The organism is Pseudomonas luteola NBRC 103146 (assembly GCF_002091675.1).
Lineage (GTDB): Bacteria > Pseudomonadota > Gammaproteobacteria > Pseudomonadales > Pseudomonadaceae > Chryseomonas > Chryseomonas luteola.
In genome coordinates this window covers 77,774-96,233 of record NZ_BDAE01000005.1, presented here as the reverse complement: position 1 = coordinate 96,233, position 18,460 = coordinate 77,774, and the positions used below count along the sequence as shown (strand labels likewise).

The window sequence follows — 18,460 nt, the reverse complement described above, 5'->3', positions numbered from 1 at the left end:
GGCGGCTAGTACAGTCAGCCAGGCTTACCAGCGGCCATCCCAGGCAACGAAGTTCTGGTAGAGCTGCAAACCGCAGGTTGCGCTCTTTTCGGGATGGAACTGCGTGGCAAAGCGCGGACCGTCAGCCAAGGCGGCGGTAAAGTCCACGCCATAATGGCCTTGACCGACTACCTGGCGAGCGTTGGCGGCCTCGATGTAGTAGCTGTGCACAAAGTAGAAGCGGCTCTGGTCTGGAATACCATGCCAAAGCGGATGATCAAGGGTATGCGCCACCTCGTTCCATCCCATGTGCGGGACTTTAAGCTTTTCACCATTCTCTACCATATCGGCAGGGAAGCGGCGCACCCGACCGGGAAACAGGCCGATACAGTCAACACCGTTGTTTTCCTCGCTGGTTTCCATCAAGGCCTGCATGCCCACACAGACGCCCAGGAAGGGACGATCCTGGCTGACTTCGCGAACCAGCACATCAATGCCCAGGCGGTGGATCTCAGCCATACAATCGCGGATAGCGCCTACGCCCGGCAGGACGATGCGGTCTGCCTCCCGAATGATCTGCGGATTGCCCGTGACCAGCACGCGTGCGCCGCCTGAATACTCAAGCGCCTTGGCAACCGAGTGCAGGTTGCCCATGCCATAGTCGATGACTGCTACCGTCTGCATCAGAGGCACCCCTTGGTAGACGGCATCTGTCCGGCCATGCGCTCGTCCTGGCTGACTGCCATGCGCAGCGCGCGTCCAAACGCCTTGAAGACCGTCTCGATCTGGTGGTGAGTGTTGATGCCACGCAGGTTATCCACATGCAGCGTTACCTGCGCATGGTTGACGAAGCCCTGGAAAAACTCGATGAACAGATCGACGTCGAAGCCTCCGACCGTAGCCCGGGTAAACGGTACATGCCAGTGCAGACCGGGACGCCCGGAAAAATCGATGACGACCCGGGACAGGGCTTCGTCCAGTGGCACATAGGCATGTCCGTAACGGTAGATGCCTTTCTTGTCGCCAATGGCCTGGGCAAAGGCCTGACCCAGCGTGATGCCCACGTCCTCAACGGTATGGTGATCGTCGATATGCAGGTCGCCCTTGCAATGGATGTCCAGGTCGATCAACCCGTGGCGGGCGATCTGATCCAGCATGTGCTCAAGAAAGGGAACCCCGATGTCGAATCGGGCTTGCCCGGTGCCATCCAGATTGATGGATACCTTGACCTGGGTTTCCAGGGTATTGCGCTCGACGGCTGCCTTGCGTTCGGCCATTACCTGCTCCGCGAAATGAGAGGGCAAAAAAGGGTAAACAGTATAGAAGCCATAGCCAGGAAGCAGAAGCCGTGAAAGGTACCTAAACGCAAACGAGAGGAAGGATGGGACGAGTGGCGGGAAACGCGGCAGGCATTGCACCTGCCGCGAGCGGTATCGCTTAGCCGAACAGCACAGCCGTTTTGCCCAGGGTAATGAGAACACCCCATGCCAACGGAATGACGACCACAGCCCACGCCAGAATGACCCAGGTCTTGCTGGACGGGTCAGCCGACCATTCGATTACCAGATTGTCGAAGTTGTTGTCGTTGCTCTTGGAACGCTCAACAGCCAGCTCGGCCTCGGTCATAAAGTGCTTGTCTGCCACCGGGCGTACCAGCAGGTTACAGATAAAGCCGAGGATCAGCAGGCCCGACAGGATATACAGCGTAGTGTCATAGACAGCTGCACGCGGAACCCCCAGGCCCAGCTGGTATTCACGCAGGTAGTTCACCAGCACCGGACCGAAAATACCGGCAGCGGCCCAGGCCGTCAGCAGACGACCATGGATCGCCCCCACCATCTGCGTACCGAAGAGATCCGCCAGATAAGCCGGCACGGTAGCGAAGCAGCCGCCGTACATGGACAGAATCAGGCAGAACGTGAACACGAACAGCGCTACGCTGCCCATGTGGCTGGTCCACGGAATGATCGCGTACAAGGCAAAGCCCAGCGCAAAGAACACGAAAAACGTGATCTTGCGACCGATAAAGTCCGAGAACGATGCCCAGAAGAAACGACCGCCGATGTTGAACAGACTGAGCAGGCCAGTAAAGCCGGCAGCGATCGTGGCGATCTGCGCCAGCTGATCCTTGTTCAGGTCATTGAAGCGGATACCAACGCTGATCAGGCGACCACCGAATACTTCCTGCAGCATGGGCGATGCCATACCCAGGATACCGATACCAGCGGAAACGTTCAGACAGAGTACCGCCCACACCAGCCAGAATTGAGGCGTGCGCCAGGCCTTGCTGACATGCACGTGGCGACTGGTGATCATGTCATTACCGGTCTTTTTCAGCGAAAGCGACCATCCTTCCGGACGCCAGCCAGGCGGCGGTACGCGGTACGCAAGCGCGCCACCTATCATGAAGACAAAATAAACGCCGGCCAGGACCAGGAAGCACTGCCAGACACCAACATCTTCAGCCGTTGCGAAATGGCGCATCAGCATGTCGGCCAGGGGCGCACCGACCATCGCACCGCCGCCGAAGCCCATGATCGCCATGCCGGCCGCCATGCCCCGCTTGTCAGGGAACCACTTCATGAGTGTCGAAACTGGCGAAATATAGCCAAGCCCCAGCCCGATCCCCCCGATCACACCAGCCCCCAGCCAGAGCAGCCAGATATGGTGGGTGTAAACGCCCATGGCCGAGATCACCAGACCGCCACACCACAGGAATGCCGACACGATGCCTGCCTTGCGAGGACCGGCGTGCTCCAGCCAGCTACCGAAAAAGGCAGCCGAGCAGCCCAGGAACAGGAAGAACAGGGTATACATCCAGCCTAACTGGGAGATTTTCCAGTCGCAGCCCGTGGCGAAAAGCTGATCGAAAAAGCCCATGGTGGGTGCGCAAGCAATGGGTGCATCAATGCCAACGGCGCGAGATAGCGGCAACCAGAATACGGAGAACCCGTAGGCCATGCCGATACACATATGAATGGCCAGTGCTGCTGGCGGTACCAGCCAGCGGTTGAAGCCATGGGTGGCAACGATCCGTTCCTTGGATAGGAAAGCGGGACGAGCGGAAGTGCCGCTCTGTGTGAGCGTAATGCTCATGAGAAATCCCCTATATGAAGTGTTGACGACTCGCTGAAATGTTCGCAGAAAAGACCGGGCATTCCCCAACGCACCGTTTTTTTTCAAAAACGCGAACGAATTCTCCTTTAGTCGGGGCGCGACAATAGAGCGCATGGCGTGTAAATACCAGAGCACAGCACTCAATTTTTCGTGCCTACACGCCAAACGGCATTTACAGCGCGACAGAGAGTCTGAGGCCGATATCGCGCTTCTGACGTTCATCCAGCCAAAACGACCACTTGGCAGCGTTATACTCGGCCAATTACTTAAGTTTTTAGATAAGGACCCGTCAATGAAAGCGTTCGGAAAAGTGCTCGGCCTTGTCTTTCTTGGGCTGCTGCTGATCATCGTGGCGCTGGGCTTTGCCTTGACCCACTTGTTCGACCCCAACGATTACAAAGACGAAATCCGCCAACTTGCCCGGGACAAGGCCAACATCGAGCTGACCCTTAATGGCGATATAGGCTGGAGCCTCTTTCCATGGCTTGGCCTGCAACTTCATGATGCGACCATCGCCAGTGCCACCACACCACAAAAGCCGCTTGCCAACGTACAGCGGTTGGGCTTCTCGGTGCGCGTATTGCCGCTGCTTCGCCATGATGTCGAGATGAGTGATATTCGCGTGGACGGCCTCAACCTGACGCTGGCTCGCGACGAACAAGGCCAGGCCAACTGGGAAAACATTGGCCGCCCCGCACCCGATAAAACCCCCGGTACGCCAAACGACCAACCGGCGGAGCAGCCAGCCGGCCAGGATGATAAGCCACGCCGCCCACTCAAGCTGGATATCGATAGCCTGACGGTCAAGGACTCACGCCTCGATTACAGCGATGCCCGCAGCGGCGCGCATTATGCGTTCGAAGGCCTTGACCTGAGCACTGGCAGCATCCGCGAAGGCACCAATATTCCGCTGAAACTGCTGGGCACCCTCACGACCAATCAACCGCCCGTCAATGCCTCGGTGGTCTTGACTGGCGAGCTGCGCTTTGACAATGCCTTGCAACGTTACCAGCTGGACAATGCCAACCTGTCCGGCGATGCCACAGGCGAACCCTTCGGCGGACAGCTGCTGAAATATTCAGCGGAAGGTCAACTTCTTCTGGACCGGGCCGCTCAGGTTGCTGAGTGGAACGGCCTCAAGCTGACTTTCAACCAGCTCAAGGCGCTGGGTGAACTCAAAGTGCATGACCTTGAAAAGGCACCCAAGCTTGAAGGCGGCCTGTCCATTGCACAGACCGATCTGCGTGCTTTTCTGACCAGCATTGGTGTCGCCCTGCCGGAAATGGCTGACGCCAACACGCTCAAGCAGGTTGAGTTCAATACACGCTTGTCTGGCAGCCAGAACAGCCTGGCGCTGGAAGACCTGAACCTTGTACTGGATGGCGGCACCTTCTCGGGTCGTATTGCCGTAGAAGACTTCGCCCGTAAAGCCTTGCGCATTGACCTTAGAGGTGATCGCCTCGACCTGGATCGCTACCTGCCCGCCAAGACGGCTGCCGCTCAGCACGAGAGCAATACGGCTCGCCAGAACGAAGTGACTGCAGCCGATGCGGTTGCCAGCCAGGGCAATTCACCGCTTCCCTCCTCCCCCACTCAGCATGCCTGGAGCAGTGAGGACATTCTTCCTGTAGAGCGGCTCAAAGCACTGGATCTGAACGCTTCGCTCAACCTGGATCACTTCGTGGTCACCAAGCTGCCTATTGATAACGCCAGCCTCAAGCTCAACGGTAAAGACGGCCTCGTCACACTGAGCGAATTGCGTGGCGACTTGTTCAGCGGTCGCTTTCAGGCCAATGGTGCCCTTGATGTTCGAGGAATCACACCCAAACTCAATGTGACCGAACGCATTGCTCAGGTACCGGTTGAAAAAATTCTCCAGGCCCAAGGCCAAAAGCCACCCGTACGGGGGGCGCTGGATCTGGATGCTAACCTGACCGCGCAAGGCAATAGCCAGAAGGCATGGATGGATAGCCTGGATGGAACGGCGCGCTTTCGTCTGAGCAATGGTGTACTGGCCAATGCCAACCTAGAGGGCCAGCTCTGCCAGGGCATCGCGCTGCTCAACAAAAAGACACTTGCCAGTGCGCATGATGGCCAGGACACTCCGTTCCGCGAGCTGAGCGGTAGTCTGACCATCAATAATGGAGTCGCCAGCAACCAGGACCTGATTGCCCGCATTCCCGGCCTGACGGCCAAGGGCAATGGTGACATCGACTTACGCGTGCTGGGCTTGGACTACCGCATTGGCGTAACCGTCGAAGGCGACAAGAGCGACATGCCCGACCCGGCCTGTCAGGTCAATGAGCGCTATACCGGCATCGAGTGGCCGTTGCATTGCCGGGGTCCGCTGGAGCTGGGCGCCAAGGCCTGCCGCCTGGATCGCGACGGCATGAGCAAGATCGTCGCCCGACTGGCGGGTGATCGACTTAATGAGAAACTGGATGAAAAGCTCGGAGACAAGGTCAGTCCCGAACTCAAAGATGCCATCAAGGGGTTATTCCACAAACGATGAATCCGGAACGCTTTTCCAGCGCAGTCCTGAATTGGTACGACATTCATGGCCGCAAGGACCTGCCCTGGCAGCAGAACATCACCCCTTATCGGGTCTGGGTCTCGGAGATCATGCTCCAGCAGACCCAGGTCAGTACAGTGCTGGGCTATTTTGACCGTTTCATGCAGGCGTTACCCGATGTCCAGGCGCTTGCCGCTGCCTCTGAAGACGAAGTACTGCACCTCTGGACGGGACTGGGGTATTACAGTCGCGCCCGAAATCTGCACAAGACGGCAAAGATTGTCGTCACCGAGCACAGCGGTGAGTTTCCACGTAGTGTCGAAGCCCTCGTGGACCTGCCAGGCATAGGCCGCTCGACGGCAGGTGCCATTGCCAGCCTGTCCATGAACATTCGCGCACCGATTCTGGACGGCAACGTCAAGCGGGTTCTGGCGCGCTATTCGGCACAGTCCGGCTATCCCGGCGAGCCCGCCGTCGCCCGAGCGCTATGGGACGTGGCGGAGCGCTATACACCTCACATTCGTGTGGGCAACTACACTCAGGCCATGATGGACCTGGGCGCTACACTGTGCACACGCAGCAAGCCCACCTGCCTGCTCTGTCCATTGAAAGAAGGCTGCCAGGCCCATCGGCTGGGACGTGAAACGGATTTTCCCGAACCCAAGCCACGGAAGACCTTGCCGCAAAAGCGGACCCTGATGCCACTGATCATCAATGATGACAATGCCATCCTGCTCCACCGGCGCCCTTCTTCCGGGCTCTGGGGTGGTCTCTGGAGTCCACCTGAGCTCGATACGGTCGATCAGCTGGGGGCCCTGATTGAGCGCCACAGCCTGATCATGGAACAGCGTCAGGCCTTGCCTGGCCTTACACATACCTTCAGCCATTTCCAGCTCAACATCGAGCCCTGGCTGATTCATGTGGACAGCCGCAATCAATCCATGACCGAACCGGACTGGCTTTGGTATAACCTCGCCAATCCGCCACGCCTGGGGCTGGCAGCCCCGGTCAAGAAATTGCTCAAGCGCGCCGAAGAGGCGTTGAAAGGAGAAACCGTATGACCCGCACTGTCATGTGCCGCAAGCTCAAGCAAGAACTGCCTGGCCTGGATCGCCCGCCTTATCCGGGCGCCAAGGGCGAGGACATTTACCTGAATGTATCCAAGCAGGCCTGGGATGACTGGCAGAAACATCAGACCATGCTGATCAACGAGCGCCGTCTGAACATGATGAATGCCGACGACCGTAAATTCCTTCAGCAGGAAATGGATAAATTCCTTTCTGGCGAAGACTACGCGCAAGCCGAAGGATATGTACCGCCCAGTGAATGATCTGGGGGCTAGCCCTTCTGATTTTGGGGCAAACACTTAAGTCACGGTAAAAATTGAATTTTTTTTCAACTCGCGCTTGACACAAATCGTTTATAACGGTTTAATGCGCCCCGTTGCCCAGGTAGCTCAGTTGGTAGAGCAGGGGATTGAAAATCCCCGTGTCGGCGGTTCGATTCCGTCCCTGGGCACCATGATTCTAAAAGCCCGATCACTGCTCGGGCTTTTTTTTGCCTGCATGTTTGTCCCGCCTCGTATCACTGCCCCGAAAAGGCTTCAGCACGATTCTCTCCCGTTCGCTCAATTGCTCGTCTTGGGTCTTTTATTTGACAACCTGCGGTTAAACAGCTGTAAAGCTTATACAGACCTGTAGATGGAGGAATGAATGAAGCGGCTCAAGCGATGGGTTATTTCTTTGATGGCGGGCTTAAGCCTGTGCGGCACAGCTCTGGCAGCCGACGTTCTCAAAGTGGGCGCTCAAGGCTCGCTTCCCCCGTTCAGTAGCGTTAGTGGTAACGGCAAGCTGACCGGCTTCGATGTGGATATTGCCCAGGCACTGTGTGCAGAACTCAAGGTGCAATGCCAGTTCGTGATCACCAGCTGGGATCGCATGCTGCCTTCACTGAACGCACGCAAGTTCGACGCCATCATTTCCTCAATGTCGATCACACCGGAGCGCGAGCAGCTCGTCTCCTTCACTATCCCCTACTACATGAACAGCATTCAGTTCATTGCCCCCAGGGATAAACCGTTCAGCACAGACCCCCGCGGACTCAAAGGCAAGGTTATCGGTGCCGGCCGCGCGACGCTTTCGGCAGATTGGCTCTCCAACCATCTGGGCGGTCAGGTCAACATGCGCTTCTACGACTCCCAGGAGGAAGCCAACCAGGCCCTTGCAGATGGGCGTGTGGATGCCGTACTGGGAGACCGCTTTGCGCATTACGCCTGGCTGCAGACCCCAGAGGGGCAACGCTTCGAGCTTAAAGGCGAACCCGTCCTGCAAAAGGACCGCATTGCGATAGCGGTACGCAAGAACGATCCGCTGAAAGCCCGCCTGGATGAAGCTCTCAAAGGTATTCTCGCCAACGGGACATACCAGCAGATCAACGCCCGATACTTTCCGTTCAGCCTCTACTGATCACAGCGACAGGGCGGTGCGTTATGCTTCGCCGCCCCGTTAGCCTCCGTGATCGGCATGAGTGAGACCTATCCTGCTTCCTTCCTCCAGGGCAGTGCGTTAGAAGCACGCTTCAATGCCTTGGACAGCTTCCTGATACAGCACCAGGCGCTCTGGCGACCCAAGCCGTTCACCCAGCCAACACTGCCTTGGGAGAAGGCCAACCCGGGGCTATCCTCGTGGCTTCGCACCCGCTCACTTGAAGAGGCGGAGGCTACGCATACACATCCCCATGCACTCAAGGCCCCCTCGCCTTTTCCAGCCTGGGCCGAAGAGGCACGTCAGCTGTGCATGATCGGCGAGTTGCCCAGACAGTACAGCGAAGCGCCTAACAGGCTGAGCGTGGACGTGCCGGGACGCAAATGGCAGCAGGTGGAGGCCTTCGCTCACCACGCCTTGTTCAACAGCCCTCCCTCGCATTGGCTGGACTGGTGCTCAGGCAAAGGCCATCTAGGACGACGCCTGGGCGTCCATGGCGCTGCGTTCGACTGTCTGGAATACGATTCCTCACTGGTAGAGACAGGGCAACGTATCAGCAAGCGCCTGGGGCTTTCAGCCCATCATTATGAACAAGATGTAATGGCTGATTCTGTTACGGAAAGGCTTAAGGCCTTTCACACGCCTGTAGCGCTGCATGCGTGCGGTGATCTCCATGTGCGGTTGATGCAGGTAGCCAGCCAGACAGGCTGCCCTGCCTTGGCGTTAGCGCCCTGTTGCTATAACCGTATCAGCGGCGATGAGTACCGCCCGCTTTCCGCGAACGCCAGGCAGTCAGCACTTCTCCTGAGCAAGGAGGACCTTGGGCTGCCCCTGTGTGAAACCGTGACCGCCGGTGCCCGGGTTCGCCGCCAGCGTGACCTCTCCATGGCCAGAAGGCTGGGATTCGACCTGCTTCAGCGAGAGATCTGCGGAATCGATGAATACCTTCCTACTCCTCCACTGGCAACCCATTGGCTGCAGCGCACCTTTCGCGACTACTGCCTGGAGCTTGCCACGCTCAAAGGCTTGCCGCCCATCCCTGAGCGCAACTGGGAGGCACTTGAGGCCGCCGGCTGGAAGCGTCTCGCCGCTGTTCGCAATCTTGAACTGGTCCGCGGGCTTTTCCGGCGACCACTCGAACTCTGGCTGCTCCTTGATCGGGCGCTCTTTCTGGAGGAACAGGGCTACGAGGTCAGACTAGGCAGCTTTTGCGACCCTAGCCTGACACCCCGCAATCTGATGCTGCTGGCTGAGAAACCTTAAAGAACGGCCGGCGCGCGCCTTACAGGTCGAGCCGGCAGAATGGCTTTCTGTAACGCCACTCCAGCCGGATGCTCAAAACGCAGCCCCGTGGTTACCTTACACTCTTCGGCCAGCCGCCCCTGATCCAGCACAGCCACCCGATGGCACAGCCGCTGTACCAGGCTTAGATCGTGGGTAATCAACAGAAAGGCTGTTCCTTGCGTTTCACGTATTTCGCTGAGCATATCCAGTATCTGCACCTGAAGGACTCGATCCAGATTGGACAGCGCCTCATCCAGTACAATGAGCGAGGGGTTTGATGCCAGCGCCCGCGCAATGCCGACCCGCTGGAGCTGTCCGCCACTGAGCTGGCCGGGGAGCCTGTCAGCCATGGAAGCCGCCAATCCAACCTGCTCCAACAGCTGAGCAACTCGCCGCAAACAGTCCGGCCTGGAAAGACCCATCAAGTGTCGAAGCGGTTCAGACAGACTCCAGCCAATCGAGTGGCGAGGGTTGAATGCGCCTGGTGCATCCTGGAAGACCAACTGGACACGGCGCTGAAACGTACGAAGCGCTTCACCCCGTAGCTCGGATAGCACCTCATTCCGAAAGCTGACGCGCCCGGTTATCGGTCTTTCAAGTCCCAGCAACAGACGCGCCAATGTACTTTTACCACTGCCGCTGTTTCCCAGAAGACCAACGCTTTCCCCTTCGTCAATGTGAAAATCCACACCCTGCAATACGGTCTGCAAGGGCCGCCGTGACCAGAAACCTCCCGAGCGATAGCCGTGCCCGATACCCTCAGCGCTGAGCAGTCTCATTCATAATCCTCCGCCAAGGTGAGCGCCTGATGCGCAGCCAGCAGATCACGCGCGGCAGGGCTACATGGTGCGTCAAACAATTGCTCGACAGACGTAGCCTCCACAAGGCTCCCTTCATCCATCACCAGCACATCGTGGGCGCAACGGGCAACAACTCCCATGTCATGCGTTACCAGCAGAATTCCCAGACCTTTCTCTTCAACCAGTCGATCAAGTACATCCAGCACACGTGCCTGCATGAGCAGATCAAGATCCGTTGTTGGTTCATCGGCCAATAGAAAAGGGGTTTCAGCCAGCAGTGCCAACGCAATCATCATGCGCTGTAACATGCCGCCACTCATTTGAAAGGAATAAAGGTCAAGCACCTGAGAGGAAGTATTCAGGCCAACATCCACCAGGCAGGCGTCCAGACGCGCCTGGGCATCTGCACCACGGATGTTACGCAGCGCCAGCACCTCGTAGGCATGCGCCCGCATCGTCAGTACAGGATTAAAGGCAGAACGGGGATTCTGCATGATCATGGAAACCTGACGCCCCCGCAGATGCTCGCCGCTCGTCCTTTGTCCGTCGCACAGCACGTGTCCTGACACCCTTGTCACGCCTGCGGGAAGTTGATCGAGCATGCCCAGACAGGTCATGGATTTGCCAGAGCCACTGGAACCCACCAAAGCGGTAATACGCCCGGTCCTGACCGTCAGGCTCAGATCCTTGACCAAGACGTGATCATTAACAGCCAGGGTCAGGCCCTGGACTTCCAATACACGACTCATCAATGCCCTCCTGTGCGCAGCGAAGGATCCAGGCGATCCCGCAACGCATCCCCAAGCAGGTTGAAGGCCATTACGGTCAGAAAAATCATAAGGCCCGGCCAGAGTAAGAGTTGAGGATGCGTCCAGAGAAACTCTTTGGCGTCGTTGATCATCACACCCCACTCCGGCGTAGGTGGGCTGACGCCCAGACCGAGAAAGGATAAACCTGATACGTGCAGCATCATGTGGCCGATATCTAGCGAGGCCAGGACCATCAGTTGACCCAGCACGCTCGGCAGGATGTGGCTGACAAAGCTCTGCAGACGTGACGCACCCGCCAGACGGGATGCCAGCAAATAGTCTCGCCCACGCAGCGAGATCACCAGGCTGCGAACCATCCGGGCATACCAGGCCCAATGCGAAAGAGCGATGGCCAGGATGACATTCGAAAGCCCTGTTCCCAGCACACCAATAAAGAAGAGCGCCAGAACAAAGGTGGGTACGGTCATGAACAATTCGCCGACTCGCATCAGCACCGTGTCCAGTCGACCACCGATAAACCCGGCCACACCGCCTACGACAATGCCAAGCGTGAGGATCAGGCATAGCGTCAGCACAACCGTACCCAGGGACAAACGTGCCCCAGTAATGAGGCGCGACAGGACGTCACGCCCCAGATGGTCGGTTCCCAGCCAATGCGCTTCGCTCATCCCCTGTAACCGCTGGCTCACATCGACGGCAGTCGGATCGTAGGGAGCCAACCAGGGCCCCAGCAGCGTCAAGGCGAGCAGAAGGATGACCAGTACACCACCCAGCCAAGCCCCCCATGAGCGCGTCCGGGGCGCGTTCATCGTCTGTACTAGCATGCCTGTGCTCCTTCCAATCGCGTGCGAGGGTCGAGCCAGGCGTACAGTACATCCACAACCAGATTGCAGAGGACAAACAGCCCGGTCATCAGCAGCGTAAAGCACTGCAATACGGGAAAGTCCCGGTTGTAAACGGCACTGACTGCAAAACGGCCCAGCCCGGGCCAGGCGAAAATCGTTTCGATGACCAGCGTGCCGCCAATCAATTCACCGACATGCATCCCGATGGCTGTCACGACGGGTAGCCAGGCGTTGCGCAGGATATGTCTGCGCCATACCTGCCCTTCCGGCAGCCCACGCAGGCGTGCGTACAACACGTGTCGCTGCCCGCTGGCTTCCAATAGGCTGGCACGAAGAAGCCGCGCGTTGATCGATAACGACATCAGCGCCACTGCCAGTACCGGCATGACCAGATGCGCTATTCCTCCCCGCCCCATGGGAGGCAGCCATCCCAGGGTCACGGAAAACAGGGCAACCATCAGGAAGGCTAACCAGAAATTGGGCATCGAGACGCCAAAAAAGGCGATAAACCGTACAAGCTGATCCGGCCAGCCACCCGGTCTGCGGGCCGCCCAGATGCCCAGCGGCAAGCTGACCAGCAAAGTGACCGCCAGCGCAGCGCCTCCTAGCTGAAGGGTGGCGGGCAGGTAATAGAGAAGATCATCCAGGATGGGCCGTCCCGTCACGAATGATGTTCCGAAATCCAGATGCAGCGCGCGCCAGAGCCACATCAAGTACTGCTCAACCAAAGGACGATCGAGCCCCAGCGTATGCCGCGCCTCCGCCAGGGCCGCGTCCGTAGGCGGAATCTGGGAGAGACGCAGGTAATCCAGAGCAGGATCACCCCGCCCCATATGCAGCAGCACGAATACCAGTAGCGAAACAGCAAGCAGGATGGGTATCAGCAGGGCCAGCCGATAGGCGATATAACGCAGCATAAGTTACTCTCCGCCCGGCTTCATGACCTCGAAAGGCACGTCGAAAAGAGTCGCGCCGAACTGCACGTTTTCGACTGAATCGCGGCTTACGCTGGTAGCGGTCAGGTATGAAATCGGCACGTAAACCGCTTGCTCATGCAAAGTAGTTAACACGTCCTTGTAGAGCGCCTGCCGTTTGCCCTCCTCTACCGACGCCAATATTTCACCGATCTCTTGGTCAATGGCGGCCTTCATTGGCAGGCCTTGCTGTGCCTGATAATCCGCATGCCCGGCATAACGCATGGAGCTGACGAAAGAGTGCGGATCGTAGGGTGCGCCCCATGTCTCTGCGAAGATCATTCCAAAGCGACCATCACGTTGGCGCTCTACCAAAGCCCCCTCGTCCTCTCCCTTGAGAACCACATCGAAACCCAGACTACCCAGGTTGGCCTGAACAACCTCAGCCACACTCTTCTGCAATGCATTTGCCCCATAGAAGCACAGCTCCAGGCGTAACGGCTGCCCATTCTTGTAGCGAATCTTCTCGCCTGGACTCAGTATCCAGCCAGCCTGTTCCAGCGCCTCGCTAGCCTTCTCAGGAGAATAGCCATACGGCTTCAGGCCAACATCGGTATACGGCAGGTTGGTTGAGAAAAGCGTATCGGCCCGTGGTTCCAGGCCATACAGGACGTGCTTGACGATCGCATCCTTGTCGACGGCCCAATTGATGGCCTGTCGCACCGCCAGCTCATTGGTAGGCGCAAGGTTGGTATTGAGTGCAATGACCCGGGTCGCCAGAGGCGCTGAGATAGCCGTATGGTAGCCCACCTGTTTCAAGCGAACGAAAGTGTCGGCGGAAACCTCACCCTCGGAACCCTGGATCAGGTCAAGCTGCCCCGTTTCGAGCGCAATCGCCCGCCCACTCGGGTCAGGAATGACCTTAACCAGTACCTCGTCATAGGCAGGCTTTGGGCCCCAGTAATAAGGGTTACGGGCAAAGCGATCAAACTCGCCTCGACGACTTTCAACCAGTTGCCAGGGGCCTGTTCCTATAGGCTGTCCAGGTTGAGCATTGGGCACTGCAAACCGCAGGGGGCGCACCTGTGCCAACTCAAGCAGGGTAGGATAATAAGGATGCTTTAAAACCAGACGCAGCGTATGGGCATCTGGCGCTTCGGCATGATCGATGGTTTCAACCAGCTCCATCCAGGCATGCCGTTTGCGATTTGCCAGAACGGCTTCGATGTTGGCTTTTGCCGCTGCCGCATCAAACGCGCTGCCGTCACTGAAGCGCACGCCATCGCGCAGGGTAAACGTATAGGTCCGTCCATCCGGGGATATATCCCACCGGGTCGCCAGCCAGGGCTCGACACTGCCATCGGCCTTATAGCGTACCAGTGGCTCATAGACCATCGCCTGGGCATACATCTGGTTCGGTGAATAACCGCGAGGATCAAGCGGCCCGGCATTCGTCGGCCAGGAGTAGGTAAGCCCCTCAGCTTGCGCCATAACAGGCAGAACCAATCCCGCTGCCAATAGAAGCACCCCGAGCTTTCTCTTGAAGCCAAGCTGATTCACACTCCCACTCCCGTTATGCGTAGACAAGCGCGGGAGAATAGTCAGGGAAGAGTATGATGTCTACGAGAAAACTTCATACTGAAGGTGATTGGTTTTTATGCAACGAGTAACGATTACACTGGATGATGACCTGTTGGCCGCTGTTGACGATCGTGTGGCGAGCCACGGTTATCAAGGACGCTCCGAGGCCATCCGGGATCTGTTGAGAGAAGGCATGCGCGAGCCCGTCGCGCAGGATCTGCCAGCCGACTCCACCTGTATCGCCACCTTGAGTTATGTCTATGACCATAATGCTCGTGAACTCTCGAAGCGGCTGACCCGTACGTTTCATGCCCACCACGACCTTACGCTGGCTACTTTGCATGTCCATCTGGATCATGGAAGCTGCATGGAGGTCTCAGTGTTGAAGGGAACTACCGCGGAGGTCCGAGAGCTGGCCCAGCATGTCACTGCAGAGCGTGGGGTACGCCATGGCAGAGCGTTCATCGTACCGATGCCCCCTGCCACTCATACCCATGAGCATGACCTCTAAAACCTGTGGATAACTCTGTGCGCAGTTTCTGTATAGCCTGTAGGAAAAGCCCTGATACCAAGGCTCTTGGTAATTTTCAATAGGTGAATAAGAAAATTTCAGCCTTAGAAAAAAGCACTATAAAAAGGAGGCAGACCTGTCCTTATTAGGCCTTATCCATACATTGCTACTGATACTACGAAGCGATCATGGAAACAGACCGGTATCGTTCCTATCTTATCGAGAATGCAGTTGAACTCAGACGCGGCACGTTCACATCGCATAAAGGCCATTATGCCGGCACCCATGCTGGCTATTTTGCTGGCCGCTCTGGATCAAACGATCGTGGCGGTTTCGCTGCCGGCCATCTCTGCACAGCTCAATGACACCGGACTTCTAGCCTGGGTAATATCGGGCTACATGGTTGCCATGACCGTCTCGATGCCGCTCTACGGAAAGTTTGGCGACCTCTATGGCCGACAAAAGATGATGTCGGCAGCTTTCAGCCTCTTTACGGTAGCGTCACTCGCTTGTGCGCTTGCCCAAGACATGCCCCAACTGATCCTGGCCAGACTCTTACAGGGCTTGGGCGCAGGAGGGCTGATTGCCGTAAGCCAAGCGGTTATTGGCGACGTCGTACCGCCACGCGAGCGAGGCCGTTATCAAGGCTATATCAGCAGCATGTATGCGCTGGCCAGTATCGCAGGCCCCGTATTGGGCGGCTTGATGACCGAGTATTTATCCTGGCGCTGGGTTTTCTGGATCAATTTGCCCGTTGGCATTGCCGGGCTCTTCATTTGTTACCGCGTTCTAGCCAGCCTTCCCGTGCCCGGCCGCAAGGCCATCATTGACTACCCGGGCATTCTGCTATTGGCTACCGGCCTTACTGCGCTTTTAATGGCTACAACATTGATCGGCAAAGGAGCGCCCTTAAGCAGCCGCTATCTTCTCTGGCTTGCCGCTGCGGCAATAACAGCTTTGACATTATTCGCATACCATGAGCAGCGCGCCAGAGAACCACTTCTGCCCTTACGCCTACTCCAGAACAGAACGGCCGGGCTCTGCTGTATGCTCAACTTTCTTACCAACTTCCAGGCCATAGGGCTAACGCTGCTGATCCCCTTATGGTTTCAAGCTGGCGCCGGCCATGACATGAGCAAAGCGGCACTGCATCTGATTCCGTTTGCAGCGGGCATTCCCTTGGGTGCCTTTACCTGTGGGCGGCTGACCGCCGTGCTGGGACGTTACAAACCTCAGATCCTGGTGGGTACGCTAATCATGCCATGCGCGCTGGTAATGCTTGCCTTTATTGATCCGCGCAGCGGGTTACTGGCCGGCGGCAGTCTGTTTCTGGCAGGACTTGCAACGGGCATGCAGTTTCCCACTGCACTGGTTGCCGCCCAGAATGCTGTTCCACAGGCTGATATCGGGGTTATGTCCAGTACGATTTCGCTGTTCCGTTCATTGGGGGGCGCGGTAGGCGCCGCTGGCTTGTCCGCACTACTCCTGCTATGGCTACCTCCTATGCAGGGTCATGAGGGCTCCGTTGAAAACGTGCTGCAGACATACCTGGTTGAGTCAGCCGGTACGATCGATCCATTACGCCAAACGCTTCTTGCAACCTTTCATAAACTGTTTCTGGTATCGGCTGGGCTTTCCCTGCTCGCACTTGCCTGCGCCTTGTCTGTACCCGAGCGTCCCTTGCGCGGCCGGACCGACAAGGCAGATCGATGATCCAAGCGATACGCGGAGCGGTATATCGAGCACGCTCCATCTGAAGCACTTGAAGGAATCCAATGATCTTTCAAGCCGCAAAGACAACAACTGTCACTCAAGGTCTAACGAACGGGCTTCAAAAAGAATTTTCTAGAATTTGTAACAGATTCACAGCGACCTTTTATCCCCATGAGCACCGCTTATCGGTGTTGGAATACCTATAAAACTTGAACATCCGCCCACTTTTAACCATTAAAAGGTGATCCAGTTCACCTTTTAAAACGACTATAACCACGCCTTCATCTTTTGCTCCTTGAATGAGTCGGTGACCACTTATCGAGGGCTTCAAAGTCAAGGAACCTTTGAATCTTCGGGCGGTCCTACCGACGGCTATAGTCACCGTTGAAGCATTCCCTGAGTCAGCGCGATGGAATCCTAAACACGTTCGGTTGTTATCGACTACGAATGTTCATCGATCGTTGTCCATGACTATTCGGTCCTGTTGAAGTTCGTGCATACGTTTATGCACAAGGATGGAACTATGAATTTTAAAGAACGTGGTATTTTACATTCGAATTCATCAGCGATCTCACTATCACATCGCTTGTTAGATTTAATGGTAATTTCAGGAACAGCTTATCTGGCTGGCTCCGTGATTCCTGGCGTCCCCATGAAACCTGAGCACTGGGTAATAGTATTCCTTGCTCTTTTGATATTTCATTTCCTGACAGAAATGAATCAAATGTATCTTTCATGGCGTGGCGAAAGAATATCCAATGAACTAATAAAAATATCAACTTATTGGGTATTAACATTCTCAACTGTTTTCATGGTTGATTATTTCTTCTTTAATGAATCCTTTTTAATCAGCAGCACCATGAAGGCATGGCTGGCCCTTTCATTGATTGGCCTGTGCGGATATCGGGTGCTGCTGCGCTCTGTTATGCACTCACTGCGAAAAGCCGGTTTCAATACGCGCCGAGTAGCCATCGTAGGTGCCGACAAGATCGGTCAGCGTCTTGCCCATACAATCGACAGAGCGCCATGGATGGGCCTGCAACTGCTCGGTTTCTATGTCGAGAATCCGCTAGACCATCCCGAGCTCAACCGTAGCGAGCCCGGTTTTTCGATTCGCGGCAACCTGGAACAGCTGGTAGACGATGCGCGCGCCGGTTATATCGACAAGGTCTACATCACCCTGAGCATGGCGCACCAGGAGCACATCAACTGGCTGGTGCAAGAACTCAGCGATACGACCGCTTCGGTCTACATCATTCCTGACGTCTTCATGTTCCACCTGCTCCATGCCCGCAGCGAAAGCATCGATGGTTTGCCCAGCATCAGTATCTTCGATACGCCAATGGATGGTGCCAGCCTGATCGTCAAGCGTATCGAGGACATCGTTCTGTCCCTGATCATTCTGTCGATCATTTCCATTCCCATGCTGGTTATTGCCATTGGCATCAAGCTGTCCTCTCCTGGCCCGGTATTTTTCCGCCAGAAGCGTTATGGCATGGACGGCAAGCCGATCGAAGTCTGGAAATTCCGTAGCATGAAGGTCATGGAGAATGGCGAGAAGGTGACGCAGGCGACCAAGAACGATAGCCGCATCACTCCCTTTGGCTCGTTCCTACGACGCACGTCACTCGATGAGCTTCCCCAGTTCATTAACGTACTGCGTGGTGAGATGTCGATCGTAGGCCCACGACCCCATGCGGTTGCTCACAACGAACAGTACCGCAAGCTGGTTCAAGGCTACATGCTGCGCCACAAGGTCAAGCCCGGTATTACAGGGTGGGCCCAGGTCAACGGCTGGCGTGGTGAGACGGATACCCTGGACAAGATGCAGAAGCGCATCGAGTTCGACCTGGACTACATCCACCACTGGTCCTTCTGGTGGGACGTCAAGATCATCTTCCTGACCCTCTTCAAGGGTTTCATCAACAAGAACGCTTACTGAGAACTGCTG

General features: G+C 56.6%; 16 protein-coding genes and 1 tRNA gene. 9 read left to right on the top strand and 8 right to left on the bottom strand.

Annotation, left to right across the window (positions count from 1 at the left end):
* Positions 1-24 precede the first annotated feature (24 nt).
* The 3 genes from hisH to PLU01S_RS08465 form a co-directional block, all read right to left on the bottom strand.
* Positions 25-663 carry an imidazole glycerol phosphate synthase subunit HisH gene (hisH, locus tag PLU01S_RS08475; RefSeq protein WP_074827143.1) on the bottom strand — a complete coding sequence of 213 codons (639 nt, stop codon included), beginning with the start codon at positions 661-663 and terminating at the stop codon, positions 25-27.
* A complete protein-coding gene (hisB, locus tag PLU01S_RS08470) occupies positions 663-1,256 on the bottom strand; it encodes an imidazoleglycerol-phosphate dehydratase HisB (RefSeq protein ID WP_010796147.1) in 594 nt (197 codons plus the stop codon). Before hisB ends, hisH begins: the two co-directional genes overlap by 1 nt.
* A gap of 160 nt (positions 1,257-1,416) precedes the next feature.
* Positions 1,417-3,075 carry an OFA family MFS transporter gene (locus tag PLU01S_RS08465; protein WP_074827144.1) on the bottom strand — a complete coding sequence of 553 codons (1,659 nt, stop codon included), beginning with the start codon at positions 3,073-3,075 and terminating at the stop codon, positions 1,417-1,419.
* Between the two features lie 313 nt (positions 3,076-3,388).
* On the opposite strand from PLU01S_RS08465, the gene PLU01S_RS08460 reads away from it, so the two are divergent.
* The 6 genes from PLU01S_RS08460 to PLU01S_RS08435 all read left to right on the top strand — a co-directional run bounded on the left by PLU01S_RS08460 (position 3,389) and on the right by PLU01S_RS08435 (position 9,354).
* On the top strand, positions 3,389-5,608 hold the full coding sequence (locus PLU01S_RS08460; protein ID WP_074827146.1) for an AsmA family protein: 2,220 nt from the start codon (positions 3,389-3,391) through the stop codon (positions 5,606-5,608).
* Positions 5,605-6,669, top strand: a complete 1,065-nt coding sequence (gene mutY / locus PLU01S_RS08455) for an A/G-specific adenine glycosylase (protein ID WP_074827147.1) — start codon at positions 5,605-5,607, stop codon at positions 6,667-6,669. Before PLU01S_RS08460 ends, mutY begins: the two co-directional genes overlap by 4 nt.
* Entirely contained in the window at positions 6,666-6,938 is a 273-nt protein-coding gene (locus tag PLU01S_RS08450) for an oxidative damage protection protein (protein ID WP_074827149.1), read from the top strand. The genes mutY and PLU01S_RS08450 overlap by 4 nt, the downstream gene beginning before the upstream one ends.
* 115 nt (positions 6,939-7,053) lie before the next feature.
* Positions 7,054-7,129, top strand: a tRNA-Phe gene (locus PLU01S_RS08445).
* Positions 7,130-7,320: 191 nt separating this feature from the next.
* The gene (locus PLU01S_RS08440; protein ID WP_074827152.1) at positions 7,321-8,073 is read left to right on the top strand and encodes a transporter substrate-binding domain-containing protein; all 753 of its coding nucleotides are present in this window, start codon (positions 7,321-7,323) and stop codon (positions 8,071-8,073) included.
* A gap of 57 nt (positions 8,074-8,130) precedes the next feature.
* Positions 8,131-9,354 (top strand): methyltransferase, encoded by a 1,224-nt coding sequence (locus PLU01S_RS08435; protein WP_074827154.1) that lies wholly within the window; start codon positions 8,131-8,133, stop codon positions 9,352-9,354.
* On the opposite strand, the gene nikE is transcribed toward PLU01S_RS08435, so the two are convergent.
* The 5 genes from nikE to nikA are packed head-to-tail and all read right to left on the bottom strand — an operon-like array spanning position 9,351 to position 14,264.
* Positions 9,351-10,154 (bottom strand): nickel import ATP-binding protein NikE, encoded by an 804-nt coding sequence (gene nikE, locus PLU01S_RS08430; protein ID WP_010796154.1) that lies wholly within the window; start codon positions 10,152-10,154, stop codon positions 9,351-9,353. The genes PLU01S_RS08435 and nikE overlap by 4 nt on opposite strands.
* Entirely contained in the window at positions 10,151-10,924 is a 774-nt protein-coding gene (locus PLU01S_RS08425) for an ATP-binding cassette domain-containing protein (protein ID WP_083397934.1), read from the bottom strand. Before PLU01S_RS08425 ends, nikE begins: the two co-directional genes overlap by 4 nt.
* Complete coding sequence (gene nikC, locus PLU01S_RS08420; RefSeq protein WP_010796156.1) at positions 10,924-11,769, bottom strand: nickel ABC transporter permease subunit NikC; 846 nt, start codon at positions 11,767-11,769, stop codon at positions 10,924-10,926. Before nikC ends, PLU01S_RS08425 begins: the two co-directional genes overlap by 1 nt.
* Positions 11,763-12,707 (bottom strand): nickel ABC transporter permease subunit NikB, encoded by a 945-nt coding sequence (gene nikB, locus PLU01S_RS08415; RefSeq protein WP_074827157.1) that lies wholly within the window; start codon positions 12,705-12,707, stop codon positions 11,763-11,765. The genes nikC and nikB overlap by 7 nt, the downstream gene beginning before the upstream one ends.
* Positions 12,708-12,710: 3 nt before the next feature.
* Entirely contained in the window at positions 12,711-14,264 is a 1,554-nt protein-coding gene (gene nikA, locus PLU01S_RS08410; RefSeq protein WP_010796158.1) for a nickel ABC transporter substrate-binding protein, read from the bottom strand.
* Positions 14,265-14,361: 97 nt separating this feature from the next.
* On the opposite strand from nikA, the gene nikR reads away from it, so the two are divergent.
* From nikR to PLU01S_RS08395, 3 genes are all read left to right on the top strand, one after another.
* A complete protein-coding gene (gene nikR / locus PLU01S_RS08405) occupies positions 14,362-14,796 on the top strand; it encodes a nickel-responsive transcriptional regulator NikR (protein WP_010796159.1) in 435 nt (144 codons plus the stop codon).
* A 225-nt stretch (positions 14,797-15,021) separates the two neighbouring features.
* Complete coding sequence (locus tag PLU01S_RS08400; RefSeq protein WP_074827159.1) at positions 15,022-16,509, top strand: MDR family MFS transporter; 1,488 nt, start codon at positions 15,022-15,024, stop codon at positions 16,507-16,509.
* A 523-nt stretch (positions 16,510-17,032) separates the two neighbouring features.
* On the top strand, positions 17,033-18,451 hold the full coding sequence (locus PLU01S_RS08395; RefSeq protein WP_010796161.1) for an undecaprenyl-phosphate glucose phosphotransferase: 1,419 nt from the start codon (positions 17,033-17,035) through the stop codon (positions 18,449-18,451).
* The last annotated feature ends 9 nt before the right edge of the window (positions 18,452-18,460 follow it).

Excerpts from the sequence above, each read along its gene's own strand:
- hisH (WP_074827143.1), bottom strand. The coding sequence starts at position 663 with ATGCAGACGGTAGCAGTCATCGACTATGGCATGGGCAACCTGCACTCG.
- hisB (WP_010796147.1), bottom strand. The coding sequence starts at position 1,256 with ATGGCCGAACGCAAGGCAGCCGTCGAGCGCAATACCCTGGAAACCCAG.
- PLU01S_RS08465 (WP_074827144.1), bottom strand. The coding sequence starts at position 3,075 with ATGAGCATTACGCTCACACAGAGCGGCACTTCCGCTCGTCCCGCTTTC.
- PLU01S_RS08460 (WP_074827146.1), top strand. The coding sequence starts at position 3,389 with ATGAAAGCGTTCGGAAAAGTGCTCGGCCTTGTCTTTCTTGGGCTGCTG.
- mutY (WP_074827147.1), top strand. The coding sequence starts at position 5,605 with ATGAATCCGGAACGCTTTTCCAGCGCAGTCCTGAATTGGTACGACATT.
- PLU01S_RS08450 (WP_074827149.1), top strand. The coding sequence starts at position 6,666 with ATGACCCGCACTGTCATGTGCCGCAAGCTCAAGCAAGAACTGCCTGGC.
- PLU01S_RS08440 (WP_074827152.1), top strand. The coding sequence starts at position 7,321 with ATGAAGCGGCTCAAGCGATGGGTTATTTCTTTGATGGCGGGCTTAAGC.
- PLU01S_RS08435 (WP_074827154.1), top strand. The coding sequence starts at position 8,131 with ATGAGTGAGACCTATCCTGCTTCCTTCCTCCAGGGCAGTGCGTTAGAA.
- nikE (WP_010796154.1), bottom strand. The coding sequence starts at position 10,154 with ATGAGACTGCTCAGCGCTGAGGGTATCGGGCACGGCTATCGCTCGGGA.
- PLU01S_RS08425 (WP_083397934.1), bottom strand. The coding sequence starts at position 10,924 with ATGAGTCGTGTATTGGAAGTCCAGGGCCTGACCCTGGCTGTTAATGAT.
- nikC (WP_010796156.1), bottom strand. The coding sequence starts at position 11,769 with ATGCTAGTACAGACGATGAACGCGCCCCGGACGCGCTCATGGGGGGCT.
- nikB (WP_074827157.1), bottom strand. The coding sequence starts at position 12,707 with ATGCTGCGTTATATCGCCTATCGGCTGGCCCTGCTGATACCCATCCTG.
- nikR (WP_010796159.1), top strand. The coding sequence starts at position 14,362 with ATGCAACGAGTAACGATTACACTGGATGATGACCTGTTGGCCGCTGTT.
- PLU01S_RS08400 (WP_074827159.1), top strand. The coding sequence starts at position 15,022 with ATGCAGTTGAACTCAGACGCGGCACGTTCACATCGCATAAAGGCCATT.
- PLU01S_RS08395 (WP_010796161.1), top strand. The coding sequence starts at position 17,033 with ATGAATTTTAAAGAACGTGGTATTTTACATTCGAATTCATCAGCGATC.